Annotated in this window: 20 protein-coding genes; 8 read left to right on the forward strand and 12 right to left on the reverse strand. The window is 33.9% G+C overall.

Going from position 1 to position 19,717, the window contains the following annotated elements; all coding sequences use genetic code 11:
* Positions 1 to 28: 28 nt before the first annotated feature.
* From BHE19_RS19685 to BHE19_RS19720, 8 genes are all read left to right on the forward strand, one after another.
* Positions 29 to 994 carry a Gfo/Idh/MocA family protein gene (locus BHE19_RS19685; protein ID WP_070908527.1) on the forward strand — a complete coding sequence of 322 codons (966 nt, stop codon included), beginning with the start codon at positions 29 to 31 and terminating at the stop codon, positions 992 to 994.
* 91 nt (positions 995 to 1,085) lie between these two features.
* Positions 1,086 to 1,979, forward strand: coding sequence for a 3-hydroxyacyl-CoA dehydrogenase family protein (locus tag BHE19_RS19690; RefSeq protein WP_017497120.1), 894 nt, complete (start codon positions 1,086 to 1,088; stop codon positions 1,977 to 1,979).
* Between the two features lie 12 nt (positions 1,980 to 1,991).
* Positions 1,992 to 2,651: a YggS family pyridoxal phosphate-dependent enzyme gene (locus BHE19_RS19695; RefSeq protein ID WP_070908528.1), complete on the forward strand. Its 660-nt coding sequence runs from the start codon at positions 1,992 to 1,994 to the stop codon at positions 2,649 to 2,651.
* Between the two features lie 41 nt (positions 2,652 to 2,692).
* Positions 2,693 to 3,040: a four helix bundle protein gene (locus BHE19_RS19700; RefSeq protein WP_070908529.1), complete on the forward strand. Its 348-nt coding sequence runs from the start codon at positions 2,693 to 2,695 to the stop codon at positions 3,038 to 3,040.
* A 98-nt stretch (positions 3,041 to 3,138) separates the two neighbouring features.
* Positions 3,139 to 4,500, forward strand: a complete 1,362-nt coding sequence (locus BHE19_RS19705) for an exonuclease domain-containing protein (RefSeq protein ID WP_017497123.1) — start codon at positions 3,139 to 3,141, stop codon at positions 4,498 to 4,500.
* 30 nt (positions 4,501 to 4,530) lie between these two features.
* Positions 4,531 to 5,370, forward strand: a complete 840-nt coding sequence (locus BHE19_RS19710) for an ion transporter (RefSeq protein ID WP_070908530.1) — start codon at positions 4,531 to 4,533, stop codon at positions 5,368 to 5,370.
* Positions 5,371 to 5,455: 85 nt separating this feature from the next.
* On the forward strand, positions 5,456 to 6,376 hold the full coding sequence (gene miaA / locus BHE19_RS19715; RefSeq protein ID WP_070908531.1) for a tRNA (adenosine(37)-N6)-dimethylallyltransferase MiaA: 921 nt from the start codon (positions 5,456 to 5,458) through the stop codon (positions 6,374 to 6,376).
* Between the two features lie 75 nt (positions 6,377 to 6,451).
* The gene (locus BHE19_RS19720; RefSeq protein ID WP_017497126.1) at positions 6,452 to 7,198 is read left to right on the forward strand and encodes an acyl-[acyl-carrier-protein] thioesterase; all 747 of its coding nucleotides are present in this window, start codon (positions 6,452 to 6,454) and stop codon (positions 7,196 to 7,198) included.
* A 120-nt stretch (positions 7,199 to 7,318) separates the two neighbouring features.
* Here the strand turns inward: BHE19_RS19720 and BHE19_RS19725 are convergent, their stop codons facing one another.
* The 12 genes from BHE19_RS19725 to recN form a co-directional block, all read right to left on the reverse strand.
* Positions 7,319 to 7,822: a tetratricopeptide repeat protein gene (locus BHE19_RS19725; RefSeq protein ID WP_070908532.1), complete on the reverse strand. Its 504-nt coding sequence runs from the start codon at positions 7,820 to 7,822 to the stop codon at positions 7,319 to 7,321.
* 74 nt (positions 7,823 to 7,896) lie between these two features.
* On the reverse strand, positions 7,897 to 8,586 hold the full coding sequence (prfH, locus tag BHE19_RS19730) for a peptide chain release factor H (RefSeq protein WP_070908533.1): 690 nt from the start codon (positions 8,584 to 8,586) through the stop codon (positions 7,897 to 7,899).
* Positions 8,574 to 9,185 (reverse strand): hypothetical protein, encoded by a 612-nt coding sequence (locus tag BHE19_RS19735; protein ID WP_070908653.1) that lies wholly within the window; start codon positions 9,183 to 9,185, stop codon positions 8,574 to 8,576. The genes prfH and BHE19_RS19735 overlap by 13 nt, the downstream gene beginning before the upstream one ends.
* Before the next feature lie 13 nt (positions 9,186 to 9,198).
* Positions 9,199 to 10,590, reverse strand: coding sequence for an RtcB family protein (locus BHE19_RS19740; RefSeq protein WP_070908534.1), 1,392 nt, complete (start codon positions 10,588 to 10,590; stop codon positions 9,199 to 9,201).
* 3 nt (positions 10,591 to 10,593) lie between these two features.
* The gene (locus BHE19_RS19745) at positions 10,594 to 11,340 is read right to left on the reverse strand and encodes a hypothetical protein (protein WP_070908535.1); all 747 of its coding nucleotides are present in this window, start codon (positions 11,338 to 11,340) and stop codon (positions 10,594 to 10,596) included.
* A 614-nt stretch (positions 11,341 to 11,954) separates the two neighbouring features.
* The gene (locus tag BHE19_RS19750; RefSeq protein WP_017497133.1) at positions 11,955 to 12,671 is read right to left on the reverse strand and encodes a response regulator transcription factor; all 717 of its coding nucleotides are present in this window, start codon (positions 12,669 to 12,671) and stop codon (positions 11,955 to 11,957) included.
* Between the two features lie 3 nt (positions 12,672 to 12,674).
* A complete protein-coding gene (locus BHE19_RS19755; protein WP_070908536.1) occupies positions 12,675 to 14,261 on the reverse strand; it encodes a sensor histidine kinase in 1,587 nt (528 codons plus the stop codon).
* Positions 14,262 to 14,320: 59 nt separating this feature from the next.
* Positions 14,321 to 14,917: a dephospho-CoA kinase gene (gene coaE, locus BHE19_RS19760; protein ID WP_070908537.1), complete on the reverse strand. Its 597-nt coding sequence runs from the start codon at positions 14,915 to 14,917 to the stop codon at positions 14,321 to 14,323.
* Positions 14,918 to 14,919: 2 nt separating this feature from the next.
* Positions 14,920 to 15,918 (reverse strand): glycosyltransferase, encoded by a 999-nt coding sequence (locus BHE19_RS19765; RefSeq protein ID WP_070908538.1) that lies wholly within the window; start codon positions 15,916 to 15,918, stop codon positions 14,920 to 14,922.
* Between the two features lie 127 nt (positions 15,919 to 16,045).
* Positions 16,046 to 17,236, reverse strand: coding sequence for an enoyl-ACP reductase FabV (fabV, locus tag BHE19_RS19770; RefSeq protein ID WP_070908539.1), 1,191 nt, complete (start codon positions 17,234 to 17,236; stop codon positions 16,046 to 16,048).
* Between the two features lie 69 nt (positions 17,237 to 17,305).
* Positions 17,306 to 18,004, reverse strand: coding sequence for a hypothetical protein (locus tag BHE19_RS19775; protein ID WP_070908540.1), 699 nt, complete (start codon positions 18,002 to 18,004; stop codon positions 17,306 to 17,308).
* A gap of 53 nt (positions 18,005 to 18,057) precedes the next feature.
* The gene (gene recN / locus BHE19_RS19780) at positions 18,058 to 19,710 is read right to left on the reverse strand and encodes a DNA repair protein RecN (RefSeq protein WP_070908541.1); all 1,653 of its coding nucleotides are present in this window, start codon (positions 19,708 to 19,710) and stop codon (positions 18,058 to 18,060) included.
* Positions 19,711 to 19,717 lie beyond the last annotated feature (7 nt).

Here is a 19,717-nt window from a genome sequence, read left to right on the forward strand (position 1 = left end):
ATTATATTTTTGTTTAAAATACATTCTCATGTTAAAAGTAGGAGTTTTAGGTGCAGGTCATCTTGGTAAAATACATTTACGCTTATTACAACAATCTGACCAATACGAATTAGTTGGATTTTACGACGAAAATCAGGAAAATGCCGAAAGAATCTCAAAAGAGTTTGGCTATAAAAACTTCAACACAATTGCAAAATTAATTCACGCTGTGGATGTTATCGACATTGTGACCCCAACTCTTTCACACTACAAATGTGCTAAGGTAGCCATCAAATCAGGAAAACATATCTTTATAGAAAAACCAATTGCCAATACTGTTGAAGAAGCCGAAGAAATCATTGCTTTGGCGGCAGAACACAATGTAAAAGGTCAGGTAGGTCACGTTGAACGCTTTAACCCTGCGTTCATTGCTACAAAAAACATGATCGAAAACCCAATGTTTATAGAAACACACCGTCTCGCCGAGTTCAATCCTCGTGGTACAGACGTTCCTGTTGTTTTGGATTTAATGATTCATGATATTGATGCCATTTTGAGCGTTGTAAACTCAAAAGTAAAAAACATCAATGCAAGTGGTGTTTCTGTAATTAGTGAAACTCCGGACATTGCCAATGCCAGAATCGAATTTGAAAATGGATGTGTGGCTAATTTAACGGCAAGCAGAATTTCGATGAAAAACATGCGTAAAACACGATTTTTTCAAAAGGATGCCTACATTTCTGTAGATTTTCTGGAGAAAAAATGTGAAGTGGTTCGAATGAAAGACGCTCCGGAAATCCCTGGTGATTTTGATATGATTTTACAAAATGCAGAAGGTGTAAAAAAGCAAATCTATTTTACAAATCCTGATGTAGAACAAAATAACGCAATTTTAGATGAGCTGGAATCATTTGCCAATGCTATAAAAACAGACACAACTCCGGTTGTGACTCTGGAACAGGCAACAGATGCATTACGAGTGGCTTATCAAATAATTGATTGTTTCGATAAATAATTTGGAAGTTTTAAAAAAATAAATTAGCCACGAGTTCATAAATTAATTTGTGAACTCGTGGCTAAAATCATAAATATAATATCAAATTTAAATGAAAACTATAGCTGTAATTGGTGCAGGAACAATGGGTAACGGAATTGCTCATACATTTGCACAAAGTGGTTTTGTGGTAAAACTAATTGACGTTTCTGAAAAATCATTAGACAAAGGAATGGCAACTATTGCTGCCAATTTAGACCGAATGCTTTCTAAAGGTACCATCACTCAGGAAGAAGTTACCAAAACGATCACTAATATTATTACGTATACTGATATTAAAGACGGTGTTGTTGGTGTAGATTTAGTAGTTGAAGCTGCTACTGAAAATGTAGAGTTAAAACTTAATATTTTCAAACAATTAAACGAAGCTTGTTCTCATAACACCATTCTGGCAACGAATACTTCTTCGATATCTATTACTCAAATCGGAGCAGTTGTGGCACATCCTGAAAGAGTTATCGGAATGCACTTTATGAATCCGGTGCCGATTATGAAATTGGTCGAAATCATCCGTGGATACAACACCAGCGATGAAGTTACCAAAACCATCATGGACTTATCTGTAAAATTAGGTAAAGTTCCTGTTGAAGTAAACGATTACCCTGGTTTTGTGGCCAATCGAATTTTAATGCCAATGTTAAACGAAGCTATCGAAACCTTATACAACAAAGTTGCGGGAGTTTACGAAATTGACACGGTAATGAAATTAGGAATGGGACACCCAATGGGGCCTCTTCAATTAGCAGATTTTATTGGTCTTGATGTTTGTCTTGCTATTTTAAATGTAATGTACGACGGTTTCAAAAATCCAAAATACGCCCCTTGCCCACTATTAGTGAATATGGTTAGAGCCGGAAAGTTAGGAGTAAAATCAGGTGAAGGTTTTTATGATTATAGCGAAAGTAAAAAAGCAGAGAAAATCTCCAAGCAATTTATCCTTTCCTAAAAAAGAAATACCATGTCGATAGCATCGAATTTAAATACAATCAAGGCAGGTTTACCTGAAAATGTAACTTTAGTTGCCGTTTCTAAAACAAAACCGGTTCCCGATTTAATGCAGGCATATGATGCCGGTCAGCGCATTTTTGGAGAAAATAAAATCCAGGAAATGACTGAAAAATGGGAACAAATGCCAAAAGACATTCAATGGCACATGATTGGTCATGTACAGTCGAATAAAGTCAAATTTATGGCGCCTTTTGTAAGTTTGATTCATGGTGTTGACAGCTTAAAATTGTTGCAGGAAATCAATAAACAAGCATTGAAAAACAATCGAATTATTGATTGCCTGCTTCAAATATATATTGCCGAAGAAGAATCTAAATTTGGGTTAGACGAAAACGAATTAAATGAATTACTATCTTCACCAGAATTCAAAGTACTGAAAAACATTCGTATCTTAGGATTAATGGGAATGGCAACTTTTACAGAAGATCAAAGCCAAATTAAAAAAGAATTTACACATTTAAAATCTATTTTTGATTCCATAAAAGAACTGAATAAAGAAAACTGCAACCTGACTACTGTCTCTATGGGAATGTCCGGAGATTATCAACTCGCAATTGAATGTGGTAGCACAATGGTCCGCATTGGAAGTAGTATTTTTGGGGGAAGATAAGTTCTCAATATCAATGGCAATTTCAAAAATCAATTATATAAATGGAAAAAATATTCAATTTTGAGGATCGATTAGTTCGTTTTGCCGGAGAATGTATTTTCTTTACAAGACAATTAGAGAAGTTATTCGAAAATGAATATTACAAAAATCAATTGATTAGATCATCCGGAAGTGCTTCACTGAATTTTGGAGAAGCACAAGGTTCAATTACAGATAAAGATTTTATTTTTAAACTTTCTCTAGTTGCAAAAGAACTGAAGGAATCCAGAAATTCGCTAAAAATTTTAGATTATATAAAAGAAGGTGATAATAACAAAAGGGACAAACTTCTAATTGAAGTTGAACAACTTATTGCAATTTCATCAAAAATGATAATAAATAAAAGATAATTTTTCAATGACAATTACAATAGCAATTGCAAATTTCAATTTTTAATATTGATTTTTAGCATTGACATTGATTTTTGAAATTGATATTGACATTGAAAATGTACGCAATACTAGACATAGAAACCACTGGAGGCCAGTTTAATGAAGAAGGAATTACCGAAATAGCCATTTACAAATTTGATGGCCACGAGGTAATTGACCAGTTCATTAGCCTTGTCAATCCTGAAATTCCGATTCAGCCCTTCGTGGTGAAATTAACCGGAATCAATAATGCTATGTTGCGGTCTGCTCCTAAATTTTTTGAAGTTGCTAAACGAATTATAGAAATCACTACAGATTGTATAATTGTAGCACACAACGCTTCTTTTGATTACCGAATTTTACGCACAGAATTCAGACGTTTGGGTTACAATTTTGAAGCCAGAACCCTCTGTACAGTCGAACTTGCCAAAAAATTAATTCCGGATCAGCCTTCCTATAGTTTAGGAAAACTGGTGCGAGCACTTGGAATTCCAATGGCAGACAGACATCGTGCCAGCGGAGATGCAATGGCAACAACCAAGCTGTTTAAAATGCTTCTGGAAAAAGACCTGGAAAAAACCATTGTAAAAGATTTTATCAAACTGGAAGTAGAAAAAGGAATTGCTCCAAAATTTCTGGATATTCTGGCACAAATGCCCGCAAAAACTGGTGTTTATTACATATATAATGAAGGTGGAACCCTAATCTACATTGGAAAAAGCCAAAACATCAAAAAAAGAGTCAATCAACATTTTACAGGAATTACCACCAAAAGCAAAAAAATTCAGGCAGAAGTTTTTACCATCACGTATGATGAAACGGGAAGCGAGTTAATTGCACTCCTAAAAGAAAGTGAAGAAATAAAAATAAATCGTCCAAAATATAATCGTTCACAACGAAAAACGATCTTTCAGTATGCTTTATATGCAGAAAAAGACACTAATGGTTATATCAATTTAAAGCTTGAAAAAGCAGACGGTCGTAAAAAAGAAATTACCTCATTTGGTACTTTGCAGGAAGGTAAAAATGCTCTGTTCAGATTTACGTCAAAATATCATTTATGCCAAAAGCTAACGGGACTTTATCAAACCAAAAAAGAGTGTTTTCAATATAAAATCAAAGAATGTGATGGTGCCTGTATTGAAGAAGTAACACCTGAAGTTTACAATGCTCGTGTACAACAATTTATCGCAGAAAACAGTTTCGAAAATAAAAGCATGATTTTGCTGGACAGAGGCCGAAATGTCAACGAAAGAAGCGCGATTTTAATTGAAAATGGCCTTTATAAAGGATATGCCTTTTACGATCTAAATTATCAAATTACAAACATCGAGATTCTAAAAAATATTTTAATTCCGATGCAGCATAATCGCGATGTGAAAAACATTATTCAAAGTTACCTCCGAAAGAGTAAATCAATAAAGGTTCTTCATTTTTAACACTGCAAAACTTTACTTATCTTCGTGAGGATGAAAAAAATAAAATCAAAATACGAAATCTTCCGGGAAAAAGTCAAAATCATCCTCTACGGGACAGATACGTTTTTTGGAAAAATGTTTGATTTGGTTCTGCTTGGATTGATCTTACTAAGCGTTATTTTGATTATGATGGAAACCGTTCAGGGAATCAATCAAAAATACCATACTCAGCTTATTATCTGCGAATGGATTATCACCGTATTTTTCACCATTGAATATGTACTTCGAATAATTTCGATTCAAAAACCAATTCGATACATTTTTAGTTTTTACGGAATTATTGATTTAATGGCAGTTCTGCCGATGTATTTATCGATATTTTTCCCCGGAGCAAGTGTGCTTTCCATAATAAGAGCCTTACGTTTCTTTAGATTGTTTAAAATCCTGCATATTCCGCAAATTTCGCATCAGTCTATTCAACTTCGGGAAGCCATCGAAGCCAGTAAAGAGAAAATCCTTGTTTTTATTTACTTCGTACTGATCAGCACCATTATAATCGGTTCGATTATGTATCTGGTCGAAGGTAAAGACTCCGGCTTTACAAGTATTCCAATGAGTATTTATTGGACCATTGTTACCTTAACCACAGTAGGTTACGGCGATATTTCTCCGCAGACTCCTCTTGGTCAGTTTATTGCTGCCTTTGTCATGATTTTAGGTTATGGAATTATAGCTGTTCCTACCGGAATTGTGACGGCTGAATTTGCAAAAAGCAGTCTAAAAAACAGTGTCGTAAGCAGCAAAAAAACATGCAAAAATTGCAAGGCACAGGTACATTTTGATCATGCACAATATTGTTTTGAATGTGGAACGAAATTACCGAACAATTAATTCAACAAAAATTTCTCCATCTCATTTTTATTAAAAGTTAAACCCTGCAAGTCTAAGGTTTTACCACCATTAAGACTAAAAAAATATGAAATATCTAATTACCATCGTCGGACCAACAGCAATAGGCAAAACAGCTTTAAGCATTGCTCTGGCACAACATTTTAATTGTGAGATAATCTCCTGCGACAGTCGTCAGTTTTTTAAAGAAATGACAATTGGTACCGCAGTTCCTACTCCCGAAGAATTACAATCAGCGACACATCATTTTATACAGAATAAATCTATTTTCGAAAATTATACTGTTGGTGACTACGAAAAAGAAGCACTTTTAAAATTAGAAGAATTATTCTCAACAAATGATTTCGCTATATTGATTGGCGGTTCAGGATTGTATGTTGATGCCATTTTAAAAGGATTCGATGAATTTCCGGAAATTGATCCTGAGGTACGTTCTGACATAAACGCAAACTACGAAAAACTAGGAATCAATTATCTGCAGGAGCAATTACAAAAACTGGATCCTGATTATTATCAAAAACTCACCGTAGAAAACCCGCAAACACTTCAAAATCCGCAAAGAATGATGCGTTTTACAGAGGTTTGTATTGGGACTCAGAAACCCTACTCTTCTTTCTTAAATCAGAAGAAAAACAACCGAAACTTTATTCCGATTTTAATAGGTTTAGAAGCCGACAGAGCTGTAATTTACAACCGTATCAATCAACGCGTAGATCTGATGATGAATGGCGGTTTACTGGAAGAAGCCAAAGCTTTGCATCCCAACAAAACGTTAAATGCGCTTCAAACAGTCGGGTATCGCGAATTATTTAGTTATTTTGACGGAGAATTCTCGTTGCCATTTGCCATCGAAGAAATCAAGAAAAATACCAGACGTTTCTCAAAAAGACAACTTACCTGGTTCAAACGAAATGAAGCCACCAAATGGTTTGATTACGCGACAGACAGAAAAGAAATTATAGATTATATAGAGAATTCTTTCAAGTAAAAATCATTCTCTGTATTCTTTACTCTATTTTCTAAATCAATCTAAAATCAACAATCTAAAATCTAAAATTCAGCAATGCCAATATCTCCTAATTTTACTTCCATTCTAAGCAAAGACTGGGAAATCAATTTTACACAATGTACACCAAATGGTTTTCTAAAGTACACTGACTTATGCAACATTCTGCAATTGACGGCTGCTGCACATTCTGAAATTGGGGGGATCAGCTTTACGGATATGCAGGAATTTGATCAGGCCTGGGTCTTAAGCCGTATGCGTGTAGAAATTACTGCTTTACCAAAATGGCGAGATATTGTTACGGTAACAACATGGATCAACAGTTTAGAAAATTCTCGTTCCGTTCGTGCCTTAGAGATACACGCAAACGGAAAAAAAATAGTAGGATGTGAAACCTATTGGGCTGTTTTTAATACACAATTACGACGTCCGGAAGCTTTAGCTCTGCCTTACGAACATTTTGAATTGTATCCGGAGAAACGCGCTACTACAGAAGGTTTTTCAAAAATAAATATCACTCACGAAAAAGAAGCTATTTTTGAAAAAACAGTTTACCTTTCTGATCTGGATATCGTAAATCATGTCAATAATGTCAAGTATCTGGAATGGTGTCTCGATCACGTTGACCCGAAAAGAATCCTGAAACAGGAAGTAAAAAGTTTTGAAATGAACTTCATGAAAGAACTTTCCCTTCAGGATAATGTAATCATTCACGAGGGCGAAAACGACAATCAAACTATATCAACATTCAGCATTACCAAAGGTGAGAAAACATCTTTTGCTTTAAAATTACACTGGAAATAAAAGGAGATTCAAACAAAGCTATTTTTTATTACTCAACCATTATCAGGTGTATTTAAATTTGATTCCGTATCATGAAAATAAAAAACGATGCAGTGTTGCATCGTTTTTTATTCAATCAAGTTACTTTGATTTTTTCTTCTTCTTTAACAAATCCATCTTACCTTCAATTCTTTTCTCTACTTCCCTAATGTTGCATTCAAAAGCAAATTGCAACGTACATAGTTTGGCTTTTTTAATTTCTTTTAATGCTAATCCAAACTCTTGCTGTGCTTCGTAAAGAATTGCTTTTTTGACAAAAATTTCAGATTTGTTTATACCTTTTACTGTTAAAGCAAAATCAATTAATTTTTCTGCCTCTTCAAAATCTTCATTCAAAATTAAAGTTTGTACATAATGAGGATATATCTCAAGCGCATGAATATTTATTGCTAAAGCTTCCTGAAAATACCATTTGGCTTCTTCATAATTCCATAATTGTTCCGCCTGAATCCGTCCATACAAACAGAAAACCATCGTATTCTTAGCATCATATGAAAATGCATAATCTAAAGATTCAATCGTTTCTTCTAATGAATAAGGATAACTGTCCAGAGCCTGAAAGAGATATTTATCTATTGTTTTCATTTTATGTGTCGATATTTATTGTTTTTTTGTCACGTATAATTCGCATACAATCATTGCTTTTTGCGACCAACTTTTTAATTATGCTCATTCCGTAAATCTGTTTTTAACTTCTGACGCGTTCCTTTATAACTCTTCTCTGTTTTATTCTTTTTAAAATCAGTTCCGGTAAAAACTCTGACAGGATTCCCCTGCTGAATGTTCAGCTGATTTTCCCATTGTTTTCCAACATGGTTTTTAAGTTGCTGTAAAGTTTCGTCTTCTAGTTTTTTTAATAATCGTTCTGTTGCCAGTTTTTTATTCTGATGCTGCGAACGGCTGTCCATTGCAACAACCGCAATTCCGGTTGGAACATGAGTTGCTCTGATTGCCGAACTCACCTTGTTCACATGCTGTCCGCCAGCTCCGGAACTTCGCATGGCCTGATACTGAATGTCACTTTCTAAAAATGATGCATTCTGTTGTGGTTCAATCTCAAAAATGCCAATAAACCAATTTTTACGTTTGTGCATTTTTCTAAACTGACTTTGACCAATCCATTGAATAGTACCTGTCCAGGAAGCTGCAAATTGAGTGGCATTTTTACCTTTTACTGCAATTGTTGCCGTTTCAATTGTTCCATTCTCCTGGCCCACTTCTCGCTGAAGCAAAGTCGTTTCTAATTGCTCCTCCTGTGCTTCTTCCAGAACTTTTTTAAGTACCTGAGCCACTACCCAAGTACATTCTGCCGGTCCCCGACCCGCTGTAATCTGAATTATTTTTTCCATTTTTCTATTATCTTAAGAAGCTTTTCTCTGTTTTTAGCTTCCTTTACAAATTTTGGAAGTCTTGAAACCATTGTACTATTACCGCTTCCATTATTATTTCTTTCTCTTAATTCCGCTTCAATGTATCTTCCTAAATAATCAATGTGCTGCTGGTTATAAGCCCAAAAAACAGCTGTTCCCACTTCTTTTTGAAACCAAAGCGGCAAATTGTAATAATACTCTTTAACTAAGCCGTCATCCCTTTTTGAATTCTTCAAAACCTTTTCCACTTTTGGTTTCCATTCTTCCTGAAAATTACAATGCGGGCATCTTGTTTTATATACTTTCGGTTTGTCTTTTAAGGGTTGTGATTTAAATTCATATCTCTCATAACATTGATTACAATGTGCTTTGCCATAAGCAATGTATTGATAAACGGGGCTATCAAGTTTCAGAAAGCAATCTTTACATTCAAAAACTTTAGTGCAACAATGCCCGCACTCACATCCTTCTGAAAGTTTACTCTTTACCTTAGCTTTAGAATCACATTTCGGACACCTTACTAAAATCTCGTTTATAAAACTTTCTAAAAACTTATTCTCATCCTGAAATCTTTTCATAATCTTTGTTTTTTTATCGGTCCATTCTAACAATCTTTGGTGTGAAAGTTCCCAGAACTTCAACCAAATCACTTTGATTTGACATCACTTTGGTAATGTCCTTGTACGCCATAGGTGCTTCATCAATATTCCCTCCAATCAAGGTAACCTCATTCGCTTTTAATACCTTTTTAATTTCACTTTGCGTAAAAGTACTTTTACACTTCGCTCTCGAAAATAAACGTCCGGCACCGTGAGACGCAGAGTTTAAACTCTCAGCATTACCTTTACCCTTCACGATATAACCGGGAGCGGTCATCGATCCGGGAATAATTCCTAATTGCCCTTCTCCGGCAGGTGTTGCACCTTTCCTGTGTACAATACATTCCTGACCGTTTACCATTTCTTTCCAGGCAAAATTGTGATGGTTTTCAATCGTGACCACTACCCTTTTCCCAATAGCTTTGGCAATTCGTCTGTGAATATCATCGTGACAGGCTTTTGCATATTCACCGGCTAAATTCATAGCAAGCCAATATTCCTGTCCGTCATGCGTATTCAAATCCAACCAGGCTAAATGCTGCACATTTTTTGGTAACGGACACTGTTTTGTCGCCAAATAGGTATAATGTTTCGCAATATTTGCTCCTAACCCTCGAGATCCGCTATGCGATAAAACTGCGAAATACTCCCCTTTTTCAAGCTTCCACTCGTTTTCAGGATTTTCAATTTTAGCAATTCCGAATTCGACAAAATGATTTCCTCCTCCGGAACTTCCCAACTGCTTATACGCCTTCGGTAAAAGATTTTTCAATAATGGAATGTCTTGAAATTCGCTTTTGTAAAAAACATCATGATCTACTCTTGAAGCATGAGTTTCATACATTCCAAATTTGGTATTGTCCCTCAAAATAGTTTCTAATTGATGTTCTTTGCCTTTAAAATGAGAAGCTGGCAAGTCAAAAATCGAAAGACTCATTCGGCATCCAATATCCACCCCAACTCCATACGGAATTACAGCATTATCTGTTGCCAAAACCCCTCCAATGGGCAATCCATAGCCCGAATGCGCGTCCGGCATTAAAGCACCTGCAACTGAAATTGGCAGTTTTAATGAATCATACAATTGATATTTCGCCTGTTCATCAATCTCATTTTCGCCAAAAATTTTGAAGGGAGCTCTTGTTGTTTTCAACTGATGCATTCTTACCTGCACCGGCTTTATTAAACCTTCAGCCACCTTGCCCCAGGTACCATTTCCTTCGTACTTTTCGGGATTCAGCAAAACATCTTTTGCTTCGGTTAGAATAGATTCTTTTTTCTCTCTTTTTCTATATCTGTTTATTTGCCCTAAGGCAATGTTTATTGAATTGTTTTTTGGAAACCCCAATTTAATCAGGTCTTTTCCGGATAATTTATTTCCCATGATTTAGATAATTTCGTCTACATACTGCTGATACAATGCCTGTAGACTTTTATTTTTAATTGGACTTATCTCTTTTGGATTCTCTTTTTCGTAGTAACTCCATTTATGAGAAGAGCCATTTATTAATCTGTTTATTTTATATCTCAGATGATTGTTTACAATATAATTGTCTATAAACTGAATTTGACTTTCCAAATCAGAATCAACCATTTTGGTATGTGTTATCATATATGGACTAACACGCAGTACATATCGCCAGGGCTCATTGAATACATAGTGAATTTTGTATCGTTTACAATTGCTGCACCAGCGTTCTCTTTTATAAAAATGTACTTTTTCCTTTTCGGTTAATTCGAGTTTTGAACTTTTCCATTCCCACTCTGAAAATTCTTTTACCGTTTGGATATTTTCTACATACACATGCTTTCTTTTTCTCTTTTTCTTTCTCTTAAAAGATTTTTCAGGAGAAAACTGCCATGTATTTATTTTTTCCAATAATTCTGTGTAAAATGAAGCTTCACTTGATCTGGCGACATCATCTCTTAATTTAAAATTACGCTGCCATCCTTTTTGATAAGGAACTTCTAAAGCAACCAATGGTAAATTTCTACGCTTTTTCCAAAGGTCAACTTCAAGTTTTCTTAACTCAATTAATTGTTTTTCAAAATCTTCTTTAATTAATCGTCTTTTCTTTCTTTTACTTTTAAAACGAGCACATAAAGCATACTCGTCTACCGTATAATTTTCCATAAAAAAATTATAGTGCATTAAATTAACAGCCCAATAGGCTTAGCATTTTATCCTTGAAGGATAAATAAAATCGATTTTTCGGGAAAATTTGAAGTGTCTAGAATAAAAAAAAGCCCGAAACTAAATGTCTTCGGGCTTTTATATATCTAAAAGTATATTTCTAAGATTGAAATAAGCCACGAAGAAGCACTGCACCAAAATTGTTTGATGTGAAGCTCTGAGATGTAGATGTAAATACAAACATTTTTTCTTCGTTTTTAAAGGGTTATTATTTTTTTCGTCTGCAAATATTCAGAATACTTTTTCGATTTTCCAAATTTATTTTAAGAAAAATCAGTACAAAAAATTTATTCATATTATTCTTAAAGCCAAAAAAAAGACTACAAAACTCAAAATCAAAAACATAGAAATCGTATTTTAAGAATATTTTTCTTGATATTTTTTTACTTAACCGCAAAGAATGCAAAGGAAAAAATGCAAAGTTCGCGAAGCTTTGAGACGAACTCTTTGCTAACTTTGCGAAAATCGTTGCATGCCTCGCGGTTAAAATTCTGCATAAAAAAAGTCCTGATTTCTCAGGACTCTAATATTTTTTTGTTTGGTTATGTTTTTTGTTATTCTGTAACTTTGCTTTTAACAACAAGTCTGAAACCTTCACCGTGAATATTTAGAATTTCAACATCTTCGTCAGCTTTTAAGTATTTTCTAAGTTTAGCAATGTAAACGTCCATACTTCTGGATGTAAAATAGTTATCGTCTCTCCAGATTTTAGTTAAAGCTAATTCTCTTGGCATTAAGTCATTTTCATGAAGAATCAACATTTTTAGCAATTCGTTCTCTTTTGGAGACAATTTAATTGGCTCTTCGTCCTGGAAAGTCAGGAATCTTAGTTTTGAATTTAAATGGAATTTACCAATATTGAATTCGAACTGTACCTGCTCTGCTTTTGTATCGGCAGATTTTCTTTGAATAATTGCTTTAATTTTCATCAATAAAACCTCAGAATCAAAAGGCTTATTCAAATAATCATCAGCACCAGCTTTGTATCCTTTTAATACATCTTCTTTCATAGACTTAGCTGTCAAGAAGATAATTGGCACTTCGCTGTTCTTTTCTCTAATCTCCTTGGCTAAAGTATAACCATCTTTATAAGGCATCATCACATCAAGAATACATAAGTCATATACATCTTTCTTGAATTTTTCGAAACCTTCCATACCGTTTTTAGCTAAAGTAACTTCAAAGTCATTTAACATTAGATAATCTTTAAGAACTGCCCCAAAATTAAGGTCATCTTCTACTAAAAGTATTCTTTTGTTATTATTTTCCATATTTTAATTTATTAATGGTATTTTTATTATAAAGGTGCTACCTTTTCCTTTCTCGCTTTCAACATATACTTGACCGTTATGGTCCTCTACTATTCTTTTCACATAAGCCAGACCTAGTCCGTGTCCTTTTACATTATGTAAATCTCCTGTATGTTCTCTGTAAAATTTCTCAAAAACTCGTTTTTGAGCTACCTTACTCATACCAAGACCGTTATCTTTTACTTTTATCAGAATCATGTCTTTCACATTTTCTGTAAAAATTTCTATTTCAGGCGTACCCGGAGAATATTTTATGGCATTCTCCAAAATATTAACCAACACATTTGTAAAATGCACTTCGTTGATCAGACAGGTTGTTCTCGCTGCATGAAAATGTTTGGCTACACTTCCTCCTCTGTCTTCTAAAATTAAATTTACATGTTCAATTGCATCATCAATAATATCATGAATAGCAGTTGGCTCTTTTGTAATATCTAATTCTTTCTTTTCCAGTTTAGAAATACGAAGCACGTTTTCTACCTGAGCATGCATTCTTTTATTTTCATCCCGGATCATTTGAAGATAACGATACACTTTTTCTTTATCTTCAATTATCTTAGGATTTTTAATAGCATCTAATGCCAGATTAATTGTCGCTATCGGCGTTTTAAACTCGTGCGTCATGTTATTTATAAAATCGGTCTTGATTTCAGAAATATGTTTTTGACGTAACAATTGATTTAGTGCACTGGTATAAGCAACTATGATAATTAATGTAAAAATTATTGACAGTATCGTAATACTTAATAATTCTGACAATAAGAATTTCTTTTTATGCGGAAATGTAATAAACAATTCATATTTACTATTTCCTTCATTATCTGTATAAATTGGCACATGATAACTTGCGTCTTTATCGTAATGAAATCCATCCGATCTTACTTTCGTCGCAAGACCATTGTTGAGAACACCGTATTCAAATTTGGTTTTCACACCATATTCTTCCAGTTCTTTCTTTAAGAGTTTTTGAAGTTTATCCTTTGTAATTCTACCTTCTATAGGCGTCAAAGAAGCAACGTCTTTGTACTGAATTTGCTGTTGAACTTTATTTAAAATATCAAGACTTCCAGATTTTTCGATTTTTAAATCAGGAATAATACTTTGTCCTAAAGCATTATTGTCAATATTATTGTTATTGTTGTATACTTCTGTAACTCTTTTTGAACTAAAGTTTTTAAATCTTTCGCTGCTAAATTTTTTATTAAAAATCGAGCCGCTAATATCATAATCTTCAGATGTAAGCGTATTAGAATAAACTATTGTTTTGTTTGTTTTTGCGTTTCTTTGAATGTAAAAAACCTGAAGTAAGTCTTCTTTTTTAGGTGTTTTACCGGTACTGTCTTTAATGCGGTTGTATTTATCGTAAAAACTGTATTCTTCCTGCTGCTCCAATTTATCAGCAACATTTCCAATTACCTGAGTAACATGATATTTAAACTGCTCATCGTTGTTTTTGAACGAAGAATTAAACCAGTATACCTGCACCAAAATTATCCCTATTAAGGACAAGCTCATCAATAAAACAAGTAATCTAAAAAATAATTTATTCATCGAAACAAAATTAATATTTTAACAATATACTAAATAATACATTAACCAAATATTAACATTTAAGACTGATTTTGTTTTATATTTAAAATTTTAAGAATTTTAACAACTTCTTCTCTGGCAATTTTAAGATTACTGTTATTAATAACAAAATTGCTTAAAGAAATTCGTTTTTCATCATCCCACTGCACTTTCATCCGACTTAAAACTTGTTCCCGTGTGGTTTTATCACGCTTAACAACTCTTTCAATTCTCATCTCTTCGGGAGCTGTAACGGTTACTATAACATCACAATCTTTATAACGGCCGCTTTCAAACAAAATTGCAGCTTCGTAAATTACATAGTGGTATTTTTTGTTTTTCAACAACCAAAGCTCGAAGTCTTCTTTAACTGCCGGATGTACAATTGCATTTAATGTTGCCAGTTTATCGGCGTCATTAAAAACAATCTCGGCTAATTTAGCTCTGTTTAAAACATCATTTTCAAAGAGCGAGTCTCCAAAAGCAAGTTTAATTTGTTTCACAATCTTTTCAGACTGCATTACTTTTTTGGCTTCATCATCGGCGATATATAAGGGCACCCCCATTTCTGCAAAGTAGTTTGCGATAGTGGTTTTTCCGCTTCCTATTCCGCCTGTCAGGCCAATAATTTTAGCCATACCTATATTTTAAAAAACATTTTAGGAAAAGCCTCCTGGGGTTTTTTCTTTAAAATAATAACTTTCAGGAACGATTTTAGAAATCCTGTCCCGTAACCATAAAATTGCTTCCATACTGCAATTACAGATAAATATCCAATTTTAATGCTTTTATTCTGAATAGCGGCTGTCAGAAAAATTACCACGAAATATACAAAATATAATTGTAATAGGATATCAATATTGAAAATTAACAGTAAAAAAGCTAATAATAATCCTACGATAAAAACGGTAGGAAAAAAGAATGTTAGTTTATTATGTTCCGGATACCAGCTGTTTAATATTGGTCTGGCGATTCCAAATTTATTCACCTGAATTGAAAACTTTTCCCAGTCAATTCTTCGCTTATGATATACATACGCTTCCGGGAACAATCTGGTTTCAAATCCCAGGTTCCATAAACGAATAGAAAGATCAGGATCTTCTCCCGGGTGAATGTTTCCAAACCCTTTTGAAGCTATAAAAGCTTTCTTTGAAATCCCCATGTTAAAACTTCTGGGCTGAAATTTATTGATTTTTTCAGAGCCTCCACGAATTCCTCCTGTAGTCAAAAATGAAGTCATTGCAAAGTTAATGGCTTTCTGAATATCCGAAAAACTATCTAATGCCTTATCCGGCCCTCCAAAACAATCCACATAACCCGCATTAAGTGCTTTTCTAACTTCCGTCAGGTAGTTAGAAGGAATAATACAATCTGAATCAAAAATGATAAAATAATCCCCTCTGGCCTTCTGCATTCCAAAGTTTCTGGAATCTCCCGGACCTGAATTTTCTTTAAAATAATACGATATATTCAATTTCCCCTGATAGTTCATCACAACATCTTTACAAGGTATTGATGATCCGTCTTCGACAAGAACAATTTCAAAGGCTTCATTATAATCGGATTTAGACAAACTTTCTAAAAGTTCATCTACTTCATCCGGACGATTATACACGGGTATAATTAAAGAAAAAATCATAGCGATCACGCGGTATTAAAGTGGCAATATTTTAAATTTCAAAATTTTAACAAAGATATGTTATATTCATAAAAAAACCATTCGTCGCAACGAATGGTTTTCATATCTAGTAGTATTTTTTTCTTTTTTATTTGATACTTTCAATTTCTACAACTTCATTCGCTTCGGCAGCATAATCTACACCTGCAAATTCAAATCCAAATAGATTCAGGAAGTCATTTCTATATCCGGCTAAATCTCCAATTTCAGGTAATGTTTCGGTTGTAGCCTCTAACCAAAGTTTTGCCACTTTAGCCTGCACATCTTCACGCATTTCCCAATCGTCAATTCTGATTCTTCCTTTTTCATCTACAGGAACTTCTCCTCCGTTGTACAATCTGTCCTGAAACAAACGTTGGATTTGCTCGATACAACCTTCGTGAATTCCCTCCTCTTTCATTGTTTTGTACAAAAGAGAAATATACAATGGAATAACCGGAATTGCAGAACTTGCCTGTGTTACCAAAGCTTTGTTTACAGAAACATATGCTTTTCCTCCAATAGATTTTAAACTATCTGTAATTGAAAATGCTGTAGCTTCTAAATCATCTTTAGCACGACCAATTGTACCTTTACGGTAAACTGCTTCTGTTAATGATGGTCCAATATAAGAATAAGCCACTGTTGTAGCGCCTTCAGCTAATAAATTCTCTGCTTTTAGGGCATCCATCCACATTGTCCAGTCCTCACCTCCCATTACAGCAACTGTATTGGCAATATCTTCTTCATTTGCCGGAGCAATAAAAACTTCTGAAACGTTTCCAGTGTGAAAATCAACTGTTTTATTGGTAAAAGTTTGTCCGATTGGTTTTAAAACCGAACGGTGTAAAACTCCTGTAACCGGGTGCTGACGCACCGGAGAAGCTAAACTGTAGATTACCAAATCAACCTGACCTAAGTCAGTTTTGATTAAATCTAAAGTTTGTCTTTTTATTTCGTTTGAAAAAGCATCTCCGTTGATACTTTTAGCATATAAACCTGCTTTGTGAGCTTCTGTTTCAAATGCAGCAGAATTATACCATCCTGGTGAAGCTGTTTTTCCTTCAACCGGTGGTTTTTCAAAAAATACTCCAATTGTTGCAGCATCAGACCCAAAAGCACTTGTAATTCTTGAAGCCAATCCGAAACCTGTTGAAGCACCAATAACTAATACTTTTTTTGCACCAGCAATTGGTCCTTTTGATTTGATATATTCTATTTGATTTTTAACATTTTGCTCGCTGCCTTTTGGGTGGGCTGTCAAGCAAATAAATCCTCTCATTCTAGGTTCTATAATCATACTTTTTTTATTTCAATTTAATTTGATCTAAACAACATATTCTATTTCAACAAAATAGACAAATACTTACTATTTAATAATTTTATCAACATTTTCCCTAACCGTTAAAATGTCAACTTTTTTATCTTTACATTCAATTTTAACTCCATTATACTCTTCAATTAGTGCATTCAAATTTTCGCACTCTCTTATGAAGTTAAATTCTTTCTTATCAACATTAAAAACAATTCCTTTTAACGTATTCAAATTAGCTAAAATTGCTCCGCCTACTGCTCCGGCATTATATGCAAAAGCCTTAGACCACATATTTGCAAAAGGTCCTTCGAGATATAAAAACTTTCCGTCATTTAAAACTCTGTGATACGAATTTGGATTATCAGCAGACATATTTCCATCTTCTTTTGATGCAAATTTCATTAAATATCTTTGCTGAATATACAGGTTACCATTGTAAACAATAGCAAAATAATCTGTAATTTTTATATTGTTTCTTTTCCAGCAAAAGAAAACATGATAAGCATCTACATTTTTTTCAATTGATTTATACCCCACAATAGTGCGTCTTTCTAACGCATCACCCATGAAAATTCCCGTTTTTGCAATGAAATCTTCATATGTTTTATAAACGCCTTCAGGAAAGTCTTTTACTAAATAAGATTTAACTTCTTTACCAGCTACTTCTGTACCTTCTTTTACAGCAGTATCCTGAGCATTTATTTTACTAATAAACAAGCAAATAAAAGACAAAACATATAGTTTTTTAATCATATTTTATTCTGATTTTGGTCTAATAGTTATAGAAGCAAATATAATTTAAATATTTAATTTAATAATTCTTTTGCATGATTTAATGCCGAATCAGAGATTTTTGCACCTGATAACATCTGCGCAATTTCGGTAACTCTTTCTTCCTGAGACAATAGCTTAAGTTCTGACTGTGTATCCTCATCAACCGTTGATTTAGAGACTTTAAAGTGCGAATCTCCTTTGGCTGCAATTTGAGGCAAATGGGTGATGGCAAAAATTTGCATTGTACCACTCATTTCTTTCATAATTTCTCCCATTCTAATTGCAATTTCTCCTGAAACCCCGGTATCAATCTCATCAAAGATTAAGGTTGGAAGTTTTGAATATTGCGCTAAAATCGCTTTGACTGCCAGCATAATACGTGACATTTCCCCTCCTGAAGCTACTTTTTTCAGCAAGCCGAAATCAGTACCTTTATTTGCTGAAAATAAAAATTGCAACTCATCTTTTCCATTTTGGAAATAAGTCTCAGAAGACAAAAGCTCCATATTGAAACGCACATTTGGCATTCCCAATGTCTCTAATATTGACACTAACTTTTGTGACAAAACCGGAATTGCATTGATTCTATTCTGATGAATAGCTTCCGCAAAAGCATCTAAGTCTGTAACTTTTTGCGCTATTGATTCTGACAAAGCAGTAATTTCTTCTCCAATATTATCCAATTCCACCAGGGAATTTTCTAATGTCGCCTGTATTCCAAGTAATTCATCAACAGACGTTACCTGATGCTTTTTTTGCAAATTATAAATTAGCTGTAATTTTTGACTCACCAATTCTAACTGTGCGGGATCATTTAAAAGTTTTTCAGAGGCGTTTTGCAATTCTTTTGAAACATCATCAAATTCAATGGCCAAACTGGTAATCCTTTCAAAAACATTTTGGTACTCCGGAGAAAAAAGTGCAATTTTCTGTAGTGCCGTTTTTATTTCATTCAGACTGTGGAAAACACCAAATTGCTCTTCATTGGCAATTGCCAATGATTTATCCATAGCTTCTTTAATAATTTCAACATTGTTCAGTTTTTCAAAATCAGCCTCCAATTCTTCCTGCTCTCCTGATTTTAATTTTGCAGTAACCAATTCATTTAACAAATAGGTATTGTATTCCTGCTCTTTTCCTGAATCACTTTGTTTTTTCAGCAAAGCATTTAGTTTGGACTTATCTGATTTATATCCTTTCAAAACATCCTGATACGATTGAATCACTTCTCCATTATTAGCAATAGCGTCAATAATTTTAAATTGAACTCCCTCGTCTGACAACTCCTGAGTCTGCTGTTGTGAATGAATATCAATCAAAAACAAGCTCAGATCCTGCAATTCCTGCAGATTTACCGGACTATCATTAATAAAAGCTCGTGATTTTCCTGAAGGCAAAATTTCTCTTCTAATAATAGTCTCATCTTCATAATCGAGATCATTTGCTGTAAAAAAATCTTTCAGGTTGTATTTAGAAATTTCAAACTGTGCTTCGATAACACATTTTTCTTCTTTATTTTTTAGTGAAGTTAAATCGGCTCTTTTTCCTAAAACCAATCCTATCGCTCCTAATATAATAGATTTACCCGCACCTGTTTCACCAGTAATAATAGAAAAACCTTTTGAAAAATCTATAGTTAATTTTTCAATAAGCGCATAGTTTTTAATCGACAAGGACGTTATCATAGGAAAT

This window comes from Flavobacterium tructae, from assembly GCF_001853485.1.
Classification (GTDB): domain Bacteria; phylum Bacteroidota; class Bacteroidia; order Flavobacteriales; family Flavobacteriaceae; genus Flavobacterium; species Flavobacterium tructae.

Excerpts from the sequence above, each read along its gene's own strand:
- BHE19_RS19765 (WP_070908538.1), bottom strand. The coding sequence starts at position 15,918 with ATGATTTTTTCTTTAATTATACCCGTGTATAATCGTCCGGATGAAGTA.
- BHE19_RS19720 (WP_017497126.1), top strand. The coding sequence starts at position 6,452 with ATGCCAATATCTCCTAATTTTACTTCCATTCTAAGCAAAGACTGGGAA.
- recN (WP_070908541.1), bottom strand. The coding sequence starts at position 19,710 with ATGATAACGTCCTTGTCGATTAAAAACTATGCGCTTATTGAAAAATTA.
- BHE19_RS19735 (WP_070908653.1), bottom strand. The coding sequence starts at position 9,185 with ATGAAAAGATTTCAGGATGAGAATAAGTTTTTAGAAAGTTTTATAAAC.
- BHE19_RS19775 (WP_070908540.1), bottom strand. The coding sequence starts at position 18,004 with ATGATTAAAAAACTATATGTTTTGTCTTTTATTTGCTTGTTTATTAGT.
- coaE (WP_070908537.1), bottom strand. The coding sequence starts at position 14,917 with ATGGCTAAAATTATTGGCCTGACAGGCGGAATAGGAAGCGGAAAAACC.
- BHE19_RS19685 (WP_070908527.1), top strand. The coding sequence starts at position 29 with ATGTTAAAAGTAGGAGTTTTAGGTGCAGGTCATCTTGGTAAAATACAT.
- fabV (WP_070908539.1), bottom strand. The coding sequence starts at position 17,236 with ATGATTATAGAACCTAGAATGAGAGGATTTATTTGCTTGACAGCCCAC.
- BHE19_RS19745 (WP_070908535.1), bottom strand. The coding sequence starts at position 11,340 with ATGGAAAATTATACGGTAGACGAGTATGCTTTATGTGCTCGTTTTAAA.
- BHE19_RS19740 (WP_070908534.1), bottom strand. The coding sequence starts at position 10,590 with ATGGGAAATAAATTATCCGGAAAAGACCTGATTAAATTGGGGTTTCCA.
- BHE19_RS19700 (WP_070908529.1), top strand. The coding sequence starts at position 2,693 with ATGGAAAAAATATTCAATTTTGAGGATCGATTAGTTCGTTTTGCCGGA.
- BHE19_RS19695 (WP_070908528.1), top strand. The coding sequence starts at position 1,992 with ATGTCGATAGCATCGAATTTAAATACAATCAAGGCAGGTTTACCTGAA.
- BHE19_RS19725 (WP_070908532.1), bottom strand. The coding sequence starts at position 7,822 with ATGAAAACAATAGATAAATATCTCTTTCAGGCTCTGGACAGTTATCCT.
- BHE19_RS19750 (WP_017497133.1), bottom strand. The coding sequence starts at position 12,671 with ATGGAAAATAATAACAAAAGAATACTTTTAGTAGAAGATGACCTTAAT.
- prfH (WP_070908533.1), bottom strand. The coding sequence starts at position 8,586 with ATGGAAAAAATAATTCAGATTACAGCGGGTCGGGGACCGGCAGAATGT.
- BHE19_RS19755 (WP_070908536.1), bottom strand. The coding sequence starts at position 14,261 with ATGAATAAATTATTTTTTAGATTACTTGTTTTATTGATGAGCTTGTCC.
- BHE19_RS19710 (WP_070908530.1), top strand. The coding sequence starts at position 4,531 with ATGAAAAAAATAAAATCAAAATACGAAATCTTCCGGGAAAAAGTCAAA.
- BHE19_RS19690 (WP_017497120.1), top strand. The coding sequence starts at position 1,086 with ATGAAAACTATAGCTGTAATTGGTGCAGGAACAATGGGTAACGGAATT.
- BHE19_RS19705 (WP_017497123.1), top strand. The coding sequence starts at position 3,139 with ATGTACGCAATACTAGACATAGAAACCACTGGAGGCCAGTTTAATGAA.
- miaA (WP_070908531.1), top strand. The coding sequence starts at position 5,456 with ATGAAATATCTAATTACCATCGTCGGACCAACAGCAATAGGCAAAACA.